This is a genomic window from Campylobacter estrildidarum, assembly GCF_005406205.1.
GTDB lineage: Bacteria > Campylobacterota > Campylobacteria > Campylobacterales > Campylobacteraceae > Campylobacter_D > Campylobacter_D estrildidarum.
The window spans coordinates 55,515-76,190 of record NZ_NXLZ01000009.1 but is presented as its reverse complement, the minus strand read 5'-3'; the positions used below and the strand labels follow the sequence as shown (position 1 = coordinate 76,190).

Genomic DNA, 20,676 nt, shown 5'->3' with positions numbered 1-20,676 from the left:
AAAACAGTCGGCGTAGTCATACCAATATATAATGTACAAGATTATTTAAAAGAATGTTTAGACAGCGTTATTAATCAAACTTATAAAAATTTACAAATTGTTTTAGTCAATGATGGAAGCACAGATGAAAATTCATTAAATATTGCTAAAGAATATACCTTAAAAGATGAAAGATTTATTTTATTTGATAAAAAAAATGGAGGACTTTCTTCGGCAAGGAATGTTGGCATAGAATATTTTAGCAAAGAATATAAACTTAAAAATATTACTAATGACATTAAAGAAAATTCTTTAATAGAATTTGATTTAGATGGAAACAATCCTTATGAAATATATAAAGTCTATAAAAGTTCTAAATTCTTTAAAAACAAAGATGAACTTTTAAATTTTAAAACACCTGATATAGATTATATTATCTTCTTAGATAGTGATGATTATTGGGAATTAAACTGTATAGAAGAATGTGTCCCTAGAATGGATGGGGTTGAAGTGGTTTGGTTTAACTATAGACCATTTTTTCAAAAAGTCAAAAAAAAGAATTATAAAACTCAAATGGATTATTTTGATTTCAAAGATGAAAAGATTATTACTTCTAAAGAATGGTTACATAGGGTTAAAAAAAATAATATTTTTTATTTTTGGTTTGCGTGGCAAGGTATGATTGATTTTAATTTTTTACGAAAAATTGATTTAAAATTTATCGATGGAATTTTTGCTGAAGATTGTCATTTCGGGGTTCTTTTATTTGCTTTGAATTCAAAAATTTATATTTATCCGGAAAAAAAATATATTTATCGTTTAAGATCTGGAAGTTTAATGAATTTTACAAATAAAAAAAATAAAATCCATTTTAGCTCTTATTTAAAAAAATTTGATGTTTTTAATGATGAAGAAAAAGCTAAAGAGTATCATAAAGCTTTAAGTTGGTTTAAAATAGCTTTAGAATTTTTAAACTATGCAAAAAATCATAATAACCCATTTTCTAAAGAAATTGAAGAGTTGTTTTTACCAGTAGTTTGTAATAAAGCTTTACATCTAAAAAATTTTAAAGAATATTTAGTAGATAAAAGTTCTATTTTGGAGTTAGAAAAATATATACAAAATCAACCACTAGGTGCGGTAAGTAGAGCAAAAGAATATCTTTCGTATAAAATAGCTAAAAAAATATCTACTAGTAAAGGTATAAAAAAATTTTTGTTGCCTTTTAGTGCTATTTACGTAGTTTTGAAGCATCAAAAAGAAATTATAAAACGTAAAAAATCACACAAAAAATTACCATTAGAATTTTATAAAGATTATCAAAAGGCTATAAGATTAAGAAAAATTTTGTTTAAAAATTTTTAATTTTTTTTATGGTTTAAAATAATTTGATATAATTTATATTAATAATTCATAAATTAATAAGGTTGTTCAGTGTATGATTATTTAGTGGTTGGAACAGGATTATTTGGTAGTATTTTTGCTTATGAGGCAAGTAAAAAAGGTTTAAAATGCTTGGTGTTAGAAAGAAGATCTCATATAGGAGGCAACTGCTATACTGAAAGTGTAGAAAATATCAATGTTCATAAATACGGAGCACATATTTTTAGAACATCTGATGAAAATATTTGGAAATATATGCAACAATTTTGCAAATTTAACCATTTTGTGAATTCTCCAATAGCTAATTTCAAAGGAGAAATTTATAATTTGCCTTTTAATATGAATACTTTTAGTAAATTATGGAATATCTTTAGCCCAAAAGAAGCTAGAGAGATTATATTACAACAGGGCAAGGAAATACAAGGTGAGCCTAAAAATCTTGAAGAGCATACCATAAAGCTTGTTGGAAGAGATGTATATGAAAAATTTATTAAGGGCTATACTGAGAAACAATGGGGCAGGGATTGTAAAGATTTACCCGCATCTATTATAAGAAGAATTCCTGTGCGATATATATATGATAATAATTATTTTAATGATCCATATCAAGGTATACCTATAGGAGGCTATACAGCTATTTTTGAGAAAATGTTAGAAAAATGTGAAGTTTTATTAGAAGTGGATTTTTTGGAACAAAGACAAGAGTTTCAAAATAAGGCTAAAAAAATCATTTTTACAGGAACTATTGATTCTTATTTTAATTATAAATACGGCGCTTTAGAGTACAGAAGTCTAAGATTTGAACATAAAATTTTGGATACAAATAACTATCAAGGAGTGGCTGTTGTAAATTATACAGATAGAGAAACTCCATATACAAGAACGATCGAACATAAACATTTCGAATTTGGAACACAGGAAAAAACAGTTATAAGCGAGGAGTATCCACTAGAATGGAATAAAAACATAGAGCCATATTACCCTATTAACGATGATAAAAATCAGGAATTATATGAAAAATATTTAGAACTAGCCAAAAAAGAAAATAATGTTTTTTTTGGTGGAAGATTAGGCGAATATAGGTACTATGATATGCAAGATAGTGTTAAATCGGCACTAGAATTTTCAAAAAAAGAGTTAGGGATATTATGATCGAAATTCCTAAGATATCCATTGTTATACCATCACTTAATTCTATAAAATATATTCATGAGTGTATTGATAGTGTATTAAATCAAACTTTACAAGATATAGAAATAATTTGCGTAGATGCGGGTTCTACTGATGGGACTCTTGAAGTTCTTAGAGAATATGAAAAAAAAGATAAAAGATTGAAAGTCATATTATCCGATAAAAAAAGTTATGGATATCAAATGAATCTTGGCATTAAAAAAACTAAGGGTGAATACTTAGGCATAGTTGAAAGCGATGATTATATAAAAAAAAATATGTATGAAGATCTTTATAATATAGCCAAGAAAACAAAATGCGACATAGTCAAAGGCGATATGTTAGATTTTTGGGACAAAGAAGAAAGAATTTATAAATATAGATTATTAAATTGGACTGAAAATTTATACGGAAAAATATTAAATTTTAATGTTGATAATAGAATTTTAACAGAATGTAACGTTATAAATCCAAGCGGAATTCATAAACTAGATTTTATAAAAAAATATAATATTTTATGCAATGAAACTCCGGGTTCTGCTTTTCAAGATGCTGGTTTTTGGTTTCAATTGCAAGTTTTAGCCAAAAGTATTTTTTTAATAAAAGAAGCATATTATTATTATAGACAAGACAATGTTAACTCTTCTTGCAATAGTCGTGCTAAAGTGTATTGTATTTGTGATGAGTATGATTTTATAAGAAATTTTGCTTTAAAATGTAATATTAAACAAGCTTTGCCAATAATTGCATACTTAAGATATGGTGGTTATAATTGGAATTTACATAGAATAGGTAATGAATACAAGCAGGAATTTTTACAAAAAATGGCAAAAGATTTTAAACAAATTCAAGATGATAAGGAATTTGATTCTTCTTTGTTTCATGCAATACAGTTAGAAATATTAAATGATATAATAAATAACCCAAATGCATATTATTATAAGATAACCAATAAACCACTAGGTGCAGTTAATAAAATTAAAAACCAGTTGTCTTATAAGCTCGGTTTGGCTATTGTAAAGAATAAAACTATTTTAGATTTTATACGATTACCTATAAGATTTATAAACATTCTATTAAGTCATTATTTTGAAAAAAAAGTAAAAAATATCATTTATAAAATACAGCCCGAATTAAAACCAAAACCAATCGAAGAATATGCCGATTATTATGAAGCATTAAAAGTAAAAAAGCATTTAAGCTATAAAATTGGCCAGGAATTAATTAATCATCCTTTTGCTTTTATTTTTAAGATTTATGCTATATATAAGGAATACAAAAAAGATGCAAGAAATAATATCTATTAGTAAAACAGTCGGCGTAGTCATACCAATATATAATGTACAAGATTATTTAAAAGAATGTTTAGACAGCGTTATTAATCAAACTTATAAAAATTTACAAATTGTTTTAGTCAATGATGGAAGCACAGATGAAAATTCATTAAATATTGCTAAAGAATATACCTTAAAAGATGAAAGATTTATTTTATTTGATAAAAAAAATGGAGGACTTTCTTCGGCAAGGAATGTTGGCATAGAATATTTTAGCAAAGAATATAAACTTAAAAATATTACTAATGACATTAAAGAAAATTCTTTAATAGAATTTGATTTAGATGGAAACAATCCTTATGAAATATATAAAGTCTATAAAAGTTCTAAATTCTTTAAAAACAAAGATGAACTTTTAAATTTTAAAACACCTGATATAGATTATATTATCTTCTTAGATAGTGATGATTATTGGGAATTAAACTGTATAGAAGAATGTGTCCCTAGAATGGATGGGGTTGAAGTGGTTTGGTTTGATGTAAAAATTCTATTAGATGGTGTCAATCATAGTAATTGGAGATCGAATATAAAATGGTTTAATTATACACAAGAATGTATACTAGAAAGAAATGATTGGTTGGAAAGATTATACAATAATAAATTGTCATGGTTTTATTTTTCTTGGCAAGGAATGATAAATTTTGTTTTTTTAAAAGGTATAAAATTAAAATTTATTAATTATATAATTCAAGAAGATGATCATTTTGGTATTGTTTTATTTTCACAATTAAAACGTGTTTATGTTTTTCCTAATGAACTTTATACTTATAGAATTCGCCCTAACTCTATAATGTCATATGATGGTAAAATTACACAAAAAAATATCCCTGTTTTTTTTAAAAGCAATCTTAAGCATTTTAATGATGATGTTACTCAAACAAAGAAGTATTTTCATGTAAGTTCTTCCGTTAAAACTTATTTAGAGCTTGTTAAATTTTTAAAATTACAACGCGATTCTTTATTAAATAAGTCACTTTGTAAATATTTATTACCAACCTATATAAAAAACGCATTTGAAATCATACATTTTAATATAGATCCTTTAAATTTATTATCCAATGCGAAAACCATTAAAAAATTAATGAAAAAATATGATATAAAGCCACATGGTATTGAATTTAGATTCAAAAACGAATTACCTTATAGATTAGGCAATACAATCTTACAAAATTGTAGATCCTTAAAAAAGGTAATTAAATTACCTGTAAAAATTTATAAAATTTTTAATCAAAATAAACTAGAACAAAAAATATTTCAAACAAGAGTTGCAAATAATTCATACTTTGAGTTGCCAAAATTACAAGAGTATGAAGATTATTATAGACTTGATTATTTAAAAAAACATTTGAGTTATAAGATAGGATTATCCTTTTTAAAGTGTCATAAATATAGATATTTAGGTGGTTATTTTGTTTTTTTGTTTCAAGCATCTATAATTTTATTCAGATTTCAAAAAAATAAAATAACCAAAGAAAGATCAGCTATTCATTCAGAAATATCAAATCTAAGAGGATATTTATATAATATTGAAATTGGTATTAATAATTTAATTTTTCAAAATAAAAATTTGAATTTTTACGATACCAATAATAATTTATTAATTTTTTTTAAAGATGAGAATTTAATGAAATATTTGTCTTACGAAAATATTGCTTTTGTTGATTTGACTGATAAATATTTGGAAGATTATAAAACATTGTCTATATTTGATAATATATATTTTTATGCTTTTGAGCCAGATAATTTTAATTTTTTATTAACTCGGAAGAAAAATGTAAAAAATATGGAAATATTTAATTTTATTTTAGGGGCTAAAACATTTACTAAAAAAAAGAAATATAAATTAAATAACGATAACACAATTAGCCAAGAGAATTTTAATTTTATCCAAGTAAAAGATATTAATTGGTTTTTAGATAATGAAGCTTTCAACGATTGTAAATTATTGATATTGTACCTAAAATTAAATAGTAATACTTTTGAATTGTTAAGGTATATTATATCAGAAAAAATCTATTTAAAGTGTTTTTATATTTTTTGCAATATTGAAGATAATTTTTCATATGATGTTTTATACGATGAAATTAAACAAGAAATGAAAAGCAATGATATTAATAATATTGTTATAAGGACAAATATATGAAACATATTATTAATCAGTGTATAAATAATTGGCAATTTGATTTAGCGGAAAATTTTTATAATTCATGGGCAAAGACTGATGAAAATGGAAAAAAAGAATATATAGATTTTCTTTACAATACAGCTCAAATTGATAAATTATTATATTTTTTAAAAGATATTGAATTGATAGAATATTGGGATAAAAATAAATTTGGAGATTTTTTATATTTCAAAGATCTTTTGTCAAGAGTAGATAATGAACAGTATGTGCAATCATTTCCACAAGAAATAATTTTATCTCATTCATTGCTCAAAAAATTAAGTAACTTATCTTTAGGTGCAAAAGAAGCATTAGATAGTTTTAAGAAAATTCGCTCTTTTGATAATTCTTTATTGAACAAATTTTTATGTGCAAAACTAATTGATTATTTTTGTGTCTTAGATTTAGATAAAAAAGTAGAGTTTTTCATTCCAACTTGGTATCACGATGAAATTTTTAGTTTTGCAACTTTTTTATATAGCAATTTAAAGACTGACAATATGAAGTCGTATTTAAAAAAATATAATAATGAAGTTAAAAATATTTTAAGACTCTATGATTGCAAAAAAGAAAAGAAAATAGCTATTTGTTTATATGGAGTATTAAGGGGAAATTGGCAAGAAAACTTGAATTATATTATAGATACTATGGCTAAGCCATTGAAAGCCGATTGTTTTTTATTTAGTTGGGATGAGTATCAGCAATGGTGTGGATTAATGGGAGGGATAGAATGGGCTTTAAGATGCTTTAAAGCAAGTATTGGAAAAGAAGTACCACCTGAAATTAATTACAATGCGGATTTTGCAAGATTATTGCCTAGAACGTATTACAAAATGCAAAATGAATATAGTTATAAAATTTCAAAGAAAGATATGTCCTTGCTAAATAAAAATTTTTTAAAGAAAATAAAACTAGAAAAACAGGAGAATGTATTTTTTGAACATCAACATTGTAAACTGTATTACGGAATGTATAAAAGCTTTAGTGTGATGCGAGAATATGAAAAAGAAAATTACTTGAAATATGATTATGTTATAGTTATTCGATCCGATGTTAATCCATGTGCGATAAATTATAATGATTTGGTTAATTTAGAGATAGATGAGATATCAGATGCGGTTGTTTGGATTGGAAGTGGAAGTGGTTGTATTGCTGGAACAAGATCAGCAGTTAAAAAGTATGTTCAAGTTTATAATGATTTAGATTCTATAAAAAGTAATAAGTTCTATACCGATTATGCTAACAACCACGAAGTTTTATATAAATATCCTTTAATTTCGGGTTTAAATATAGTAAGTCAGTTAGTGTCGCATGATATTTATTATACCAAAGCATTAGCTGGAATCAGAATTCCAAATTTTGATAAGGAATTATCAGAGGATTGTGAATTGTTAAAAGGAAAAATCAATGATGAGATTATAAATAGAATTATTGCTTTTTTTGATTTATTAAAAGAGAATTATAAATATGTTGATCAAGGTGCCAGGGTTACCAACAAACTTTTTAGAATTTCAGCTGTAGCTAGGATTAAAAATCAACTTTCATACAAACTAGGACAAGCTATGGTAGAAAATTCTACATCTTTATTTGGATATATAAAAATGCCTTTTATATTATTTTATATAAAGGCGAAACATACCAAAGAAAAAGAAATTTATAAAAAAAGATTACAAGAACATCCATCGTCGCGTTTGCCAATTTTAGAATCTTATGCAGATTATCAAGAAGCTTTAAAAGAAAAGGAAAGTTTGGAATACAGATTAGGTCAAATTTTAATGCATTCTTATAAAACTTGGTATAAAGGCGGATTGTTCAAGTTGTGGTTTGAAATTAATAAGCTAAATAAAGAATTTAAATCCAAAAAGCTTATATAAAGTATTTCTAAAATTAAAGTATATTTATTCTCTTTTATACTTATAATTTTTTAAAGATTTTCTGATTTTTCTTCATAAAGAGTTACTGTGATAATTTAAAGTTTTTTTATATTTGATTCTTGGATTACAATTGAAGAATTTTGCAAATGTACATTTTGTTTTCTTCCATCAAGGTTGAAACATTTTTTGTTATATTTTTTGAAATAATGTTGAAATATTTTTATCAAAAAAATAAATTTAATTTATTTAAGGCTTAAAATTGAATATTTTTTTAAAACAATACTTATATATTGCTTTTTAAAAAAGAAAATTTCATAAAATCTATTATGTTTTACATTGAAAAGCGTTGTCGCATTTACAATATTCCAATTTCGCTTCTGTTATTATTTACAAGTAAAATAAATTAACCTTATTATGGTATTATTTCGGTATATTAAATTAAGGGAATTAATAAATGTTAATCTTATCACATCGAGGTTTATGGCATCATCATCATGAAAAGAACACTTTTGAGGCTTTTGAAAAAAGCTTTTCTGCTGATTTTGGCATTGAGACTGATTTAAGAGATTATAAGGGAGGGATATCAGTATCGCACGATATAGCCAATGAGAATTGTTTGGCTTTGGAAAAACTGTTTTCTCTTTATGTTAAAAATCATAAAAATTTATTTTTAGCTTTAAATATTAAAGCTGACGGTCTTCAACTTATGCTTAAAAACCTTCTAAATAAATATAAAATTTCGAATTATTTTGTTTTCGATATGTCCATTCCAGATGCCTTGATTTATGTTAATTTGAATTTCAATGTTTTTACCAGGCAAAGTGAATATGAAATAAATCCGAGTTTTTATGATAAAGCATGCGGAGTTTGGATGGATGAATTTCATTCACATTGGATTGATGAAAATGTTCTAAAAAAACATCTCGATAACAAAAAGCTTGTATGCATTGTTTCTCCGGAGCTTCATAAAAGAGATTATGAAAAAGAGTGGCAAGAGTATAAAAATATGGATAAAAAATTTAGTTTTGGGGATAGAGTGATGATATGTACAGATTACCCAGAAAAAGCAAAGGAGTTTTTTAATGTCTAAGATAAAAGCGGTTATTTTCGATATGGACGGTGTTTTAATTGAAGCTAAAGATTGGCATTATGAAGCCTTAAATAAGGCTTTAGGGCTTTTCGGTATGGAAATTTCTAGATACGATCATTTAACAACTTTCGATGGTTTACCTACTAAAGATAAGCTTAAAATGCTTTCATTGGATAAAGGTTTGCCATTATCTTTGCACAGTTTCATCAATGAGCTAAAACAACAATACACTATAGAGATTGTTTACAATTCATGTAAGCCAAAATTTCATCATGAATATGCTCTTTCCAAGTTGAAAAATGAAGGTTATAAAATGGCAGTATGTTCGAATTCTATACGTAATAGCATTAAAGTAATGATGCAAAAGTCTTCTTTGGAAAGTTATTTAGAATTTTATATTTCAAATGAAGATGTTTCTAAGGGTAAGCCTGATCCTGAAATGTATAATAAAGCAATTAAAAAATTAGATTTAAGCCCTAATGAATGTATGATAGTTGAAGATAATGAAAATGGCATTGCAGCCGCTAGGGCAAGTGGGGCAAATGTGATGATTGTTAAAGAAGTGGATGAGGTAAATTATGAAAATATAAAAAAACATATTGCGATGTTTGAAAACAAGGAGCCAGGATGCTAAATATTGTTGTTCCTATAGCTGGAAAAAGTTATTTTTTTGATGATAAAAAAGATGGTTTTCCAAAGCCTTTTATGGAAATTTGTGGAAAAACCATGTTGGAGCATTTTGTAAAAAACTATGAAAATATAAAAGACAAGCGTTTTATTTTTATACTTAAAGAAGAAGATGTAAGGTATTATCATTTAGATGATGCTATTAATATTTTAACAAATAATGAAAGCAAAATTATCATTTTAAAAAATGAAACTAAAGGCATGGCATGTTCTGCTTTAATGGCAATTGATGAGATTGATAATGATGATTCGTTGCTTATTGTAAATATGGATCAGATTTTTGATTATGAACTTAATAAATTCATTGCAATATTTTCTTCATATGATGCTGGAGTTTTAAGCTTTGAAAATATACATCCAAGATGGGCTTATGTTAAAACAGATGATAAAAAATTTGTTTTAGAGGCTTCTGAAAAAAAGCCTATAAGCAAGAATGCAATTGCTGGAATTTATTATTTTAGCAAGGGAAAATATTTTATAAAAGCTGTATTTAATATGATTAAAAAAGATGTCAATTTTGAAGGAAAATATTTTATCGCTCCTGCTTTAAATGAGTTAATTTTGGAAAATAGAAAAATTTTAAATATTACAATTGATAAAAATAGATATTTTACATTTTATAGCCATGCTAAAATAGCTGAATATGAAAGAATAAAAAATGCTTAAAGAATTGACCAAACAGTATATAAAAGCTTTTAATGATAAGGATTTGGAGCAAATTTCATACTTATTCGATGAGAAATTTGTATTAGAGGATCCTGTTGTTAAAAGAATAAAAGGAAAAAATGAAAGTTTAAAAGTTATAAAGGATATTTTTTCCAGCTGCAAGGAGTTACATTTTGAGGCTAAAAATATTTACCAAGATAATAATACCACGTTTATAGAGTTTATTTTTATACTTGACGATGTAAAGCTTGAAGGTGTAGATATTATAGAATGGAAAAATGAAAAGATGCTTGAACTTAGAGCTTATTTAGATATTCCAAAGGAAATAAATGGAAATTTATGATTTAAAATCAATGGTTCGTGGATGGTTTGTGGGAAATTTTGAACCAAGTGTTCTTAAGACTAATGCTGTAGAAGTAGGAGTTAAAAAATATCAAAAAGGTGATTTTGAAGAAAAACATCATCATAAAATTGCTACTGAGATAACCGTAGTCATTAGTGGTAGTGTCAAAATGAATAATAAAATATATTCTAAAGATGATATTATAGTGATTCATCCAGGAGAATCAACAGATTTTGAAGCCTTAGAAGACAGCATCTGTGCCGTAGTAAAGCTTCCTGGAGCTAATAATGACAAATATTTAGGAGAGTGTTAATGAATATTGTTATTCCTATGGCTGGTCTTGGCAGTCGTTTTGAAAAAGCTGGATTTTCTAAACCAAAGCCTTTTATAGATGTTTTAGGCAAGCCTATGATAGTTAGGGTGCTCGAAAATCTATTTGCTAAAGATGCTAAGTATATTTTAATAGCCAGAAAAGAACATTTGCGAAAAGAAAAAGAGCTAGTTGATATGATTTCAAAAACCTTTAATGTTTTATTTATAGGTATAGATAAACTTACTGAAGGCACTGCTTGCACCGTCCTTTATGCAAGAAAGTATATTGACAATAATGAACCTTTAATAATAGCCAATTCTGATCAAATTGTTGATATAGATATTACTGATTTTGCAAATGATAGTTTTCAAAGAAAACTTGATGGATCGATTTTAACTTTTATCGATAAGGAAAAAAATCCAAAATGGTCTTTTGCACGCTTGGAAAATGATTTGGTTGTTGAAGTTAAAGAAAAGCAGGTTATAAGTGATTTTGCTACTGTAGGAATTTATTTCTTTAGCCAAGGAAAATTATTTGTTGACAGTGCTATCGATATGATTATTGAGAATGATAGAATTAATAATGAATTTTATACTTGTCCTGTTTATAATTATGCTATAAAAAATGGTGCCAAGATAGGAGTTTATAACATCAAGGATGATCAGATGCATGGTATTGGAACTCCAGAAGACTTAAAAAAGTATGTTGAGATAATGAAAATGAGCTCATTATCATAATATTAAAACTCAAAATTATAAAATAAGGATTAATAATGAATATTGATTACATTGAACGCCAAAAATGTATTATTAATGATTCTAATTTAGAATTTTTATCTCAAGATAGTTTTCCTTTGTTTTGCGGTTGTGTTAGTGATAGCAATCAAGATGATTATATTTGTGATCAAGAATGGGTGATTTCTAAAGAAGGGGTTATACAACTTCGAAATTTAATACCTTTAGATTTATTATACGCAAAGGGGCACGATGCCGGGTCTGTTGGAGATTTATGGGAGGAGCATCATAAAGAATTTGCAAATTTTGTTATAAAAACAAATCCTAAAAGTGTTTTGGAGATCGGCGGTGGACATGGGAAGCTTTCGCAAAATTGCTTGAGTATAAAAAATATAAAATGGACTATAGTTGAACCCAATATTGAAAACAAATATGAAAATGTTGATTATATAAATGGATTTTTTCATAAAGAAATTTTTAATGATCAATATTTTGATACTATTGTTCATAGTCATACTTTTGAACATATTTATAATCCCCATGAATTCTTAGAGGAAATTTCATCAGTTTTGATGGGGGGGGGTAGAATGATATTTTCTTTTCCAAATATGAAAAAATGGCTTGAAAATAAATTTACTAATTGTCTTAATTTTGAACATACCATTTTTTTAACCGAAAGCGTTTTAGAATTTTTACTTCAAAAACATCAATTTAAAATTTTCGAAAAACAATATTTCAAAGAACATAGTATTTTTTACTATGTTTGCAAAGATGAAACCATTGATTCTTTAGGGGCTATTTTAAAAAATGAATATGATGAGAATAAAAAATTATTTTTAGATATGAAAAAGTATTATCAGGAAAAAATTTTTAACTTGAATCAAATTTTAGAAAATACCAATAAGAAAATTTATCTTTTTGGCGCACACTTGTTTAGCCAATATCTAATTTACAATGGCTTAAAAATCGATAAAATCATAAATATTTTAGACAATAATCCAAATAAACAAGAAAAGAGACTTTATGGAACAAAATTTAAGGTCAAATCTCCAAAAATTTTAAAAGATCAAGACGATTCTTTGGTGATTTTAAATGCCGGTATTTATAATGATGAGATACAAAAAGATATTAAGAACAATATTAACAGAAATATAGAAATTATTAGTTTTTGAAAGGTTTTTTTATGTTAGATATTTGTATTGGTTCTAGTTCTGAATATTTAAAATATGCTTCTGTATTGATTCATAGCATAATTAAATCTACTAATATTAATAATTCATTTTTGCAATATAAAACAAATCAAAAATTTATGCAAGATTTAAATGAGGGATACTGTTTTCATATTTTCACAGAAAAAGAAAATGAAGATACTTTCAAATTGCAAAAATTAGTTAGTAAATTGTCTACTTTTTATCCGTGTAAAATTTTAATTTATCCAATGAATAACCAAGAATTTGATAATTTTTCTTATCCTTTTTGGTGTCAAAATCCAGCAATGTTTTATAAATTAAAATCCCCAGATTTACTTAAAAATTTAGATAAATGTTTATTTTTGGGCGTAGATTTAATGTGTGTATCAGATATAAGAGAATTATTCGCATACGATTTAAAAGATAATTTAATTGCAGCTGCATTAGATTGTTATAATTTTGATAATTTTATAAGGAAAGCAAAATCTAAAAATGGACTTGATGATTTAGTATTTTCAAATGCAAAATATTATATAAATAATGAAGTTATGTTAATTAATCTTGATAAGTGGAGAGAAGAAAGAATTACGGAGAAATGCCAATATTATTTAGAAAATTATCATTTAGAAGGTTTTATTGATGTATTTCCTTTGGTATGTGCTCCAAAAATACAAATAATTTCAAATAAATTTAATTTGATTTTAGGAGTTTTTACTAGAAATTTATTAGGTTTGGAAAATACTTTTTCCGATGAAAGCATTACACCTGTATGGAATTTTTCAAAACAAGAATTAGAACAAATTATGGAAGATGTAAAAATTGTTCATTTTTGTCATTATGTATATAAACCATGGTTATCACCATATAATAATCATTATGTATATAAAAATATGTCCTTAGACGTCAATGCTTATCCTATATACTATCCATATTATGAAGAATGGTGGAGTTTAGCTTTAAATACCCCTTTTTTTATCGAAGATTTTAATAATTTAAAGAGAGATATACAAAAAAAATCTTTAGATAACTATGCCAATTCTTTAGCGACAAGATTCAAAGAGATGAAAGATTGGTTAATGCAAAATTCTAGTTTAATAGAATTAAACAAACAAGAATGTGAAAAAATTAGAAATGATTTGCAAATACAAAATTCCTTAAACAAACAAGAATGTGAAAAAATTAGAAATGATTTGCAAATATATATAAATAAGGAAGATGAAAGAAAATTTTATAATACCTTTTCGTATAAATTAGGCAAAATGACTATTTTATATAAAAATAATATTTTTTTTATTATCTTCTTACCTATTATTGTTATTGTTTTAAGATTTTTTCATCGTTGTTTTTGCGACCAAGGTGGTAATGATTGTAAAATTAAATATAAGTGTTTTGAATATGAATTAGGAAAAATTATTTTACAGGCTCATAGGAATTGGTATAAGGGTGGATATTTAAGTTTATGGTTTAAGATTAGAAAACTAAGGAAAAATTTTAAGAATGACAGTTGTTTAAGCTAATTGTTGTGAAAATGTATGAAATTTTATAGTATTTCAAAAAAATTAATTACCAATGTTAAAAATTTTTATTCCATTTTATTTTTTAATATTTTTTCAAAATGTAAAAAGCAAGATATTTTTGTAGGTTGGGGACGTAAAAGATCTGGTTTAAAAGCTCAAAAATTAGCCCAAAAACATAAGGCAAAATTTATGCTTTTAGAAGATGGTTTTATAAGGTCTTTAAATTTGGGCATTGAAAATGCACCTAGTTTTAGCCTAGTTTGTGATGATATCGGGATTTATTATGATGCTACAAAACCTTCTAAACTCGAAAATCTTTTAAACGCTTATGAGTCAAATCAAGAAGAATTAGATAAGGCTAAAAAAGCCATAGAGCTTATAAAAAAATATAAAATTAGCAAATACAATAATAATTTAGATATTCCAAATGATTATTTTTTAAAAGATGAAAATCGTGTTTTAATCATCACTCAAACCGCAAATGATGCATCTTTACAATATGGCTTAGTGCAGAATTTTAGCACCAGTGAAATGATAAAAGATGCTATAAAAGAAAATCCAAATAGTAAAATTTATATCAAAATTCATCCCGATGTGTTAAGTGGGAAAAAACAAAGTGATTTTGATGTATATTCCCTGCCTAAAGAATGCAAGATTATAAGTGAGAACTTTAATCCCATAGCTTTATTAAAACATTTTAATAAAGTTTATACTAAAACTTCTGGAATGGGCTTTGAAGCTTTGATTATGGGTTGTGAGTGTATTTGTTATGGTATGCCTTTTTATGCAGGTTGGGGTTTAACAAAAGATAAGCACAAATGTTTAAGAAGGCTTAAAAAAAGAACTCTTGAAGAGGTATTTTATATAGCTTATATGCTTTATAGTCAGTATTTTAATCCTTATTTAAACCAAAAAAGCGATATTTTTGATACTGTTAAAACTTTAGCAAAATACAAAAATATAGAACAAGAAAATTCCAATAGACTTTTTATGCTAGGATTTACTCTTTGGAAAAGGTATTTTATGAAACCTTTTTTTAAAGCCAAAGATAATGAAATAATCTTTTTAAACTCTTTAAAAGCTTTAAATAAATATAAATTAAGAAAAAGTGATAAGTTTTTTATTTGGGGTAAAAGAGTAAATTTTAATGAACTTAAAAACATTCTTATAAAAAAAGCACAAGATGAAAATTTAACCAGCTTTATCCCAAAAATTTCTTTAGTGGAAGATGGTTTTATCCGTTCGATTTCTTTGGGTTCTGATCTTACGCGTCCTTATTCTTTAATCGTTGATGATAAAGGACTTTATATTGATCCAAACCAAGAAAGTCGCTTAGAAAATATCTTACAAAATGAGATTTTTGACGAGCAAATTTTATCAAGATCAAAGAATATCATTAAAATTCTAAAAGAAAATAAATTTTCAAAATATAATGGCATTAAACATCAAGATATCGAAATTAACGCTAAAGAAGGACAAAAAATTATTCTTATTCCTGCGCAAGTTGAAGATGATGCATCGATGATTTTAGGTGGTTTTGGATTATCTACTTTAGATTTAATTAAAGAAGTAAGATTAAAAAATCAAAATGCTTTTATCGTTTTTAAGCCACATCCTGATGTATTAAGTGGAAATCGCATAGGTTTAAAAGATGAAAAAATTATTTTAAAGTATTGTGATGAGATTATAAAAGATTGCAGTATAGATAGTGCAATAAAAATTTGTGATGAAGTACATACTATCACTTCAACTTCTGGATTTGATGCACTTTTGCGTTCTAAAAAAGTTTTTACTTATGGAATGCCTTTTTATGCGGGTTGGGGTTTGACACAAGATAGGCAAAAATGTTTAAGAAGAACGAGAAAATTGACCTTAGAAGAACTTGTTGCAGGTGTTTTGATACAATATCCAAGATATATTCATCCAAAAACAAAAAAATTATGCGAAATTGAACTTTGTTTAGATATAATGTTAAAAATGCAGAAAGATTATTTTTCCAAGCAATATAAAAAAATGATGATCGACTTTAGGATTTTAATGCTTAGAAAGATAAGAAGAATTTATGAATTTATAAGCGAAAAATGGAATTTGATAAAAAAATAAAAAAAGAATTTAGTGGAAAAAATGTTACTCTTTTACAAGGTCCTATAGGTACTTTCTTTTATCGTTTGGCTAAAAAACTTAGAAAATATAATGTTAAAGTTTCTAAAATCAATTTTAATGGAGGAGATTTTTTCTTTTATCCAACAGGAACTTCTTATAGAGATAAGGAGGAGAATTTATTCCTTTTTTATGAGAATTTTTTTAAACAGCATCATATTCAAGCCATTCTTATGTATAATGATTGTCGGTTAATCCATAAAAAGGCCATAGAGGTCGCTAAAAAATTAAATATTGATGTTTGGATTTTTGAAGAAGGGTATTTAAGACCTTATTGTATTACTTTTGAAAAAAATGGAGTAAATGCAAATTCATCTTTGCCACGTAATAAAATTTTTTATTTAAATCAAACATTATGTGTTAAAAGACCTGTTATTAAGGGAATTCCTGGTGGGTTTAAATATATGGCTTTTTATGCCTTTTTGTATTGGTTTTTTTCTTTTCTTTTGGCTCTATTTTTTAATAACGATCTTCATCATCGCACTTTATATCCTTTTGAATTTTTATTTTGGCTTAGGTCTTTATATAGGAAATGTCTTTATAAAATCACAGAAAAAAAATTAAACGATAAAATTTATAATCTCCAAAAAAAGTATTTTTTGGCTGTTTTACAAGTTTATAACGACACGCAAGTTAAATATCACTATAAAAAAAGCATAGAAGAATTTATAGAAGAAACTATGCTTTCTTTTGCCAATCACGCAAGAGCAAAATCTTATCTCGTATTTAAACACCATCCTATGGATAGAGGGTATAAAAATTATTCTAAATTTATTCAAGAGCTTAGTGAAAAATATCACATCGAAGGTAGAGTTTTTTATGTACACGATTCTTATTTACCAAAACTTTTAAAAAATGCTTTAGGTTGCATCACTATAAATTCCACTGTTGGCTTAAGTGCTATTTTGGAAGGCTGTCCGACTAAAGTTTGTGGAAAAGCTTTTTATGATTTTGAGGGTTTAACTTATCCAAAAAAACTTCATTTTTTTTGGAAAGAGGCTCATGCTTACAAACCAAACCCAATTTTAGTTTCAAATTTTAAAAATTATCTTTTAAAAACAAATCAATTTAATGCCAATTTTTATAAAAATTCATTCTTAAATTACAGCAAGATTTTTGATTAATATATTATTGTTATAATTGTTAAAAATAAATTCGAAGAAATTAATTTTATGGATAGGGAAGTATTTTATATTGCAGGGTATGATCCTAAAAGTTATAGGTTTTACTATGATTTATTTAAAAAAAATTTAAAAGATTATTCCAAACGCTTTAATATTAAATCAAATATAAGCAAGGTAAATAAGGATAATGTTTTTCCTTTTTTTGAAATCATTTGCCAAAATACAAAAGTAAGATACCATTTTCTTGCTTGGAATGATATAGTAAAAAAAAATTGGTCAGAAAGCTATTGGGACGCTTTAAAAGATTGTTATAGTTTTTTTAGAATTTATACGATCACAGGTCTTTTTATCAAATTTGGAAAAGAATCAATTTATCAATTAATCACTGGATATTATCCATTTTTTTATGTGCTTTTTTCTTTATTTTTTTCTTTATTTGCTGGTTTTGCAGCTTTTTTTCTCGCTCAAAATTATATTCATTTTTCTTTTTCGATTATTTTAGGAATTTTACTTTCTTTTTTAATTTTTCGCTTTTTATTTAAACTTGGTAAAAAATTAGCAGTATTTTGGATAGCTAGAATTTGTGCTTTTTGTGCAAGTTGGCACTATAAAAAACAAGGCTTGATGGAAGAGAGAATCAAAATATTTTCCGATACAATCTTGCAAAATTTAAAGGAGAATGAAAATAATGAAAATTATGAATTAATTTTAATCGCTCATAGTGTTGGAACGATAGTTTGTATTGAGGTTTTGGATTTTATTTTAAAGCAAAATTTAGAACAAAAAATATTAAGTAAGCTAAAGATTATTACTTTGGGCGAGTGCATTCCTTTGGTAAGTTATCAAAAAAATTCTAATGATTTTAGAGAAAAATTAGAATTTGTTTCTAAATTTAATTTGAAATGGTATGATTATACTTCGGTTATTGATGGGGCGTGTTTTCCTCAAGTTGATTTTTTTCGTACAAGTGGTGTTAATGCGAAATTCACACCGCATTTTTTAAGTGCTAAATTTCATACTTTATATGAAAAAGATGAATATAAAAAAATTAAAAGAGATAAAAATAAAGCCCATTTTTTATATCTTTATAGCCCAAATATTAAAGGTGGTTATGATTTTTTTAGTTTTATTTTATCCTCTAAGTTTCTAGAAGAAAAGGTAAAAATATGAGTCAGTGTCCTTTTTATCCAAAACCTTATAAAAATAAAGCCTCTACATTTTTAACCTTTTTGCTTAAACGCAGATCTTGGCTTGATGGACTTTATGAACGTAGTTATAAAATGCAAACTGGTTATGTAAAAATGCCTAATTTTGATCTTTACGTGATCAATGATACTAAAGAAGTCAAAAGAATGATGGTGGATGAGGTTAAGGAATTTCCAAAAAGTGCTTTTTTGCACGAGCTTTTAAGTCCGCTTTTAGGAGAGAGTATTTTTACTACTAATGGAGAAATTTGGAAAAAACAACGTGAGCTTTTACGTCCTAGTTTTGAAATGACACGAATTAATAAAGTTTTTAATCTTATGAGCGAAGCCGTAGCAGATATGATGGATCGTTTTAATAAACATCCTGACAATTCCATTATCGAAGTGGATGAAGCGATGACTTTTGTCACCGCTGATGTGATTTTTCGCACCATTATGTCTTCTAAGCTTGATGAGCAAAAAGGTAAAAAAATTCTTGATGCTTTTGTCGTTTTCCAAGAACAAAGTGTACATACAGCTATGCGCCGTATGTTTTATTTTCCAAAATGGCTTTCTTATATATTAGGGGATCGTAAACGAGCAAAAGCAGGAGATACGATAAGACAAGTTTTAAGTGATATTATAAAACCTCGCTATGAAGCTGTAAGCGCAGGAGATTTTGGAAAATTTGAAGATATTTTGAGTTCTTTGCTTTTAGTTATCGACTCAGAAACCAATAAACGTTTTTCATTTGAGGAAATTCTAGATCAAGTTGCCATGCTCTTTTTAGCGGGGCATGAAACAACAGCTAGCTCTTTAACTTGGACGCTTTATCTACTCAGTCTTTATCCTGAAGAACAAGAGAAAGCTTATGAGGAAATTATTCAAGTTTTAAAAGATGACAATATTGAAATTTTGCATTTAAGACAATTTAAATATTTAACTAATATCTTTAAAGAATCATTAAGACTTTACCCTCCTGTAGGGTTTTTTGCAAGAGAAGCGAAAAAAGATACAAAAGTTAGAGATAAACTGATTAAAAAGGGATCGGGTGTTGTAATAGCACCTTGGCTTATTCATCGTCATGAAAAATTTTGGACTAATCCAAATGGTTTCGATCCTTCTCGTTTTGATAAAGAATATAAAAAAGATGCATATTTGCCTTTTGGAGCAGGCGAAAGAATTTGCATAGGACAAGGATTTGCAATGCAAGAGGCTATTTTAATTTTAGCTAATATTTTAAAAGCTTATAAATTAGAGCTTGAAGAAGGTTTTGTACCTGATGTGGTAGGACGCCTTACTATAAGATCGGCTAATGGAATGAAGATAAAATTTAGCAAAAGGGATTTAAAAGATGAAAAATAGACTTAAAAATCTTTTTTTTCATTTAAAAAATAAACTTAATGGCAATTTAAAAGAAAAATTAGCAGGAACTTTATTGCTTTGTGCTATTGTTCCATTAGCAGTTTGTGGCTATATTTTTATTGTTATTGTGGGAATTTTTTTCAATACTGCACGTGCTAGACAAGGCGTAAGAGCACTTGATCATTTTGTTAATGCAAGTTTGTTTAATGGTTATGCTTGGGAGAGTGTGTCTTCGCATGCGTGGAGAGAAAGGAACCATAAAAAATGGGCTAGAATAGTTATTAAGATTACGGATTTTTTTCAAAAAGATCATTGTAAAAGAGCAAATAAGAGAGAACAACCGGTTGTAGATTTTATACTTTCAAAAAAATTAGATAAACAAACCATAGGAAATTGATT

The 20,676-nt window shown here is 26.2% G+C and carries 17 protein-coding genes and 1 pseudogene; all 18 read left to right on the top strand.

The window, feature by feature from the left end; translation table 11 throughout:
* Positions 1 to 1,344, top strand: a 1,344-nt coding sequence (locus tag CQA69_RS05990; RefSeq protein WP_137620890.1) for a glycosyltransferase family 2 protein, incomplete at its 5' end; no start/stop codon positions are given.
* Positions 1,345 to 1,413: 69 nt separating this feature from the next.
* Entirely contained in the window at positions 1,414 to 2,514 is a 1,101-nt protein-coding gene (gene glf, locus CQA69_RS05985) for a UDP-galactopyranose mutase (protein WP_137620889.1), read from the top strand.
* A complete protein-coding gene (locus tag CQA69_RS05980; RefSeq protein WP_137620888.1) occupies positions 2,511 to 3,839 on the top strand; it encodes a glycosyltransferase family 2 protein in 1,329 nt (442 codons plus the stop codon). Before glf ends, CQA69_RS05980 begins: the two co-directional genes overlap by 4 nt.
* Positions 3,817 to 4,348: pseudogene (locus CQA69_RS09415) on the top strand (glycosyltransferase family 2 protein); the annotation flags it as partial. The gene CQA69_RS05980 and the pseudogene CQA69_RS09415, both read left to right, overlap by 23 nt.
* 1,657 nt (positions 4,349 to 6,005) lie before the next feature.
* Complete coding sequence (locus CQA69_RS05970) at positions 6,006 to 7,904, top strand: hypothetical protein (RefSeq protein WP_137620886.1); 1,899 nt, start codon at positions 6,006 to 6,008, stop codon at positions 7,902 to 7,904.
* A 454-nt stretch (positions 7,905 to 8,358) separates the two neighbouring features.
* Entirely contained in the window at positions 8,359 to 8,994 is a 636-nt protein-coding gene (locus tag CQA69_RS05960; protein WP_137620885.1) for a PI-PLC domain-containing protein, read from the top strand.
* A complete protein-coding gene (locus tag CQA69_RS05955; protein WP_137620884.1) occupies positions 8,987 to 9,628 on the top strand; it encodes an HAD family hydrolase in 642 nt (213 codons plus the stop codon). Before CQA69_RS05960 ends, CQA69_RS05955 begins: the two co-directional genes overlap by 8 nt.
* Complete coding sequence (locus CQA69_RS05950) at positions 9,622 to 10,347, top strand: glycosyltransferase family 2 protein (protein WP_137620883.1); 726 nt, start codon at positions 9,622 to 9,624, stop codon at positions 10,345 to 10,347. The genes CQA69_RS05955 and CQA69_RS05950 overlap by 7 nt, the downstream gene beginning before the upstream one ends.
* Positions 10,340 to 10,690 carry a nuclear transport factor 2 family protein gene (locus CQA69_RS05945; RefSeq protein WP_137620882.1) on the top strand — a complete coding sequence of 117 codons (351 nt, stop codon included), beginning with the start codon at positions 10,340 to 10,342 and terminating at the stop codon, positions 10,688 to 10,690. The genes CQA69_RS05950 and CQA69_RS05945 overlap by 8 nt, the downstream gene beginning before the upstream one ends.
* Positions 10,677 to 11,003 (top strand): hypothetical protein, encoded by a 327-nt coding sequence (locus tag CQA69_RS05940; RefSeq protein WP_137620881.1) that lies wholly within the window; start codon positions 10,677 to 10,679, stop codon positions 11,001 to 11,003. Before CQA69_RS05945 ends, CQA69_RS05940 begins: the two co-directional genes overlap by 14 nt.
* Positions 11,003 to 11,740 carry a glycosyltransferase family 2 protein gene (locus CQA69_RS05935; protein ID WP_137620880.1) on the top strand — a complete coding sequence of 246 codons (738 nt, stop codon included), beginning with the start codon at positions 11,003 to 11,005 and terminating at the stop codon, positions 11,738 to 11,740. The genes CQA69_RS05940 and CQA69_RS05935 overlap by 1 nt, the downstream gene beginning before the upstream one ends.
* A 35-nt stretch (positions 11,741 to 11,775) precedes the next feature.
* Positions 11,776 to 12,909 carry a class I SAM-dependent methyltransferase gene (locus CQA69_RS05930; protein WP_407924071.1) on the top strand — a complete coding sequence of 378 codons (1,134 nt, stop codon included), beginning with the start codon at positions 11,776 to 11,778 and terminating at the stop codon, positions 12,907 to 12,909.
* 11 nt (positions 12,910 to 12,920) lie between these two features.
* Positions 12,921 to 14,444 carry a glycosyltransferase family 8 protein gene (locus tag CQA69_RS05925; RefSeq protein ID WP_137620878.1) on the top strand — a complete coding sequence of 508 codons (1,524 nt, stop codon included), beginning with the start codon at positions 12,921 to 12,923 and terminating at the stop codon, positions 14,442 to 14,444.
* 15 nt (positions 14,445 to 14,459) lie between these two features.
* On the top strand, positions 14,460 to 16,547 hold the full coding sequence (locus CQA69_RS05920; RefSeq protein ID WP_137620877.1) for a capsular polysaccharide biosynthesis protein: 2,088 nt from the start codon (positions 14,460 to 14,462) through the stop codon (positions 16,545 to 16,547).
* Positions 16,526 to 17,728 carry a capsule polysaccharide modification protein KpsS gene (kpsS, locus tag CQA69_RS05915; RefSeq protein ID WP_137620876.1) on the top strand — a complete coding sequence of 401 codons (1,203 nt, stop codon included), beginning with the start codon at positions 16,526 to 16,528 and terminating at the stop codon, positions 17,726 to 17,728. Before CQA69_RS05920 ends, kpsS begins: the two co-directional genes overlap by 22 nt.
* A gap of 48 nt (positions 17,729 to 17,776) precedes the next feature.
* Positions 17,777 to 18,898, top strand: a complete 1,122-nt coding sequence (locus tag CQA69_RS05910; protein WP_137620875.1) for a DUF829 domain-containing protein — start codon at positions 17,777 to 17,779, stop codon at positions 18,896 to 18,898.
* Positions 18,895 to 20,277, top strand: coding sequence for a cytochrome P450 (locus CQA69_RS05905; protein ID WP_137620874.1), 1,383 nt, complete (start codon positions 18,895 to 18,897; stop codon positions 20,275 to 20,277). Before CQA69_RS05910 ends, CQA69_RS05905 begins: the two co-directional genes overlap by 4 nt.
* Positions 20,267 to 20,674, top strand: coding sequence for a hypothetical protein (locus tag CQA69_RS05900; protein ID WP_137620873.1), 408 nt, complete (start codon positions 20,267 to 20,269; stop codon positions 20,672 to 20,674). The genes CQA69_RS05905 and CQA69_RS05900 overlap by 11 nt, the downstream gene beginning before the upstream one ends.
* Positions 20,675 to 20,676: the final 2 nt, after the last annotated feature.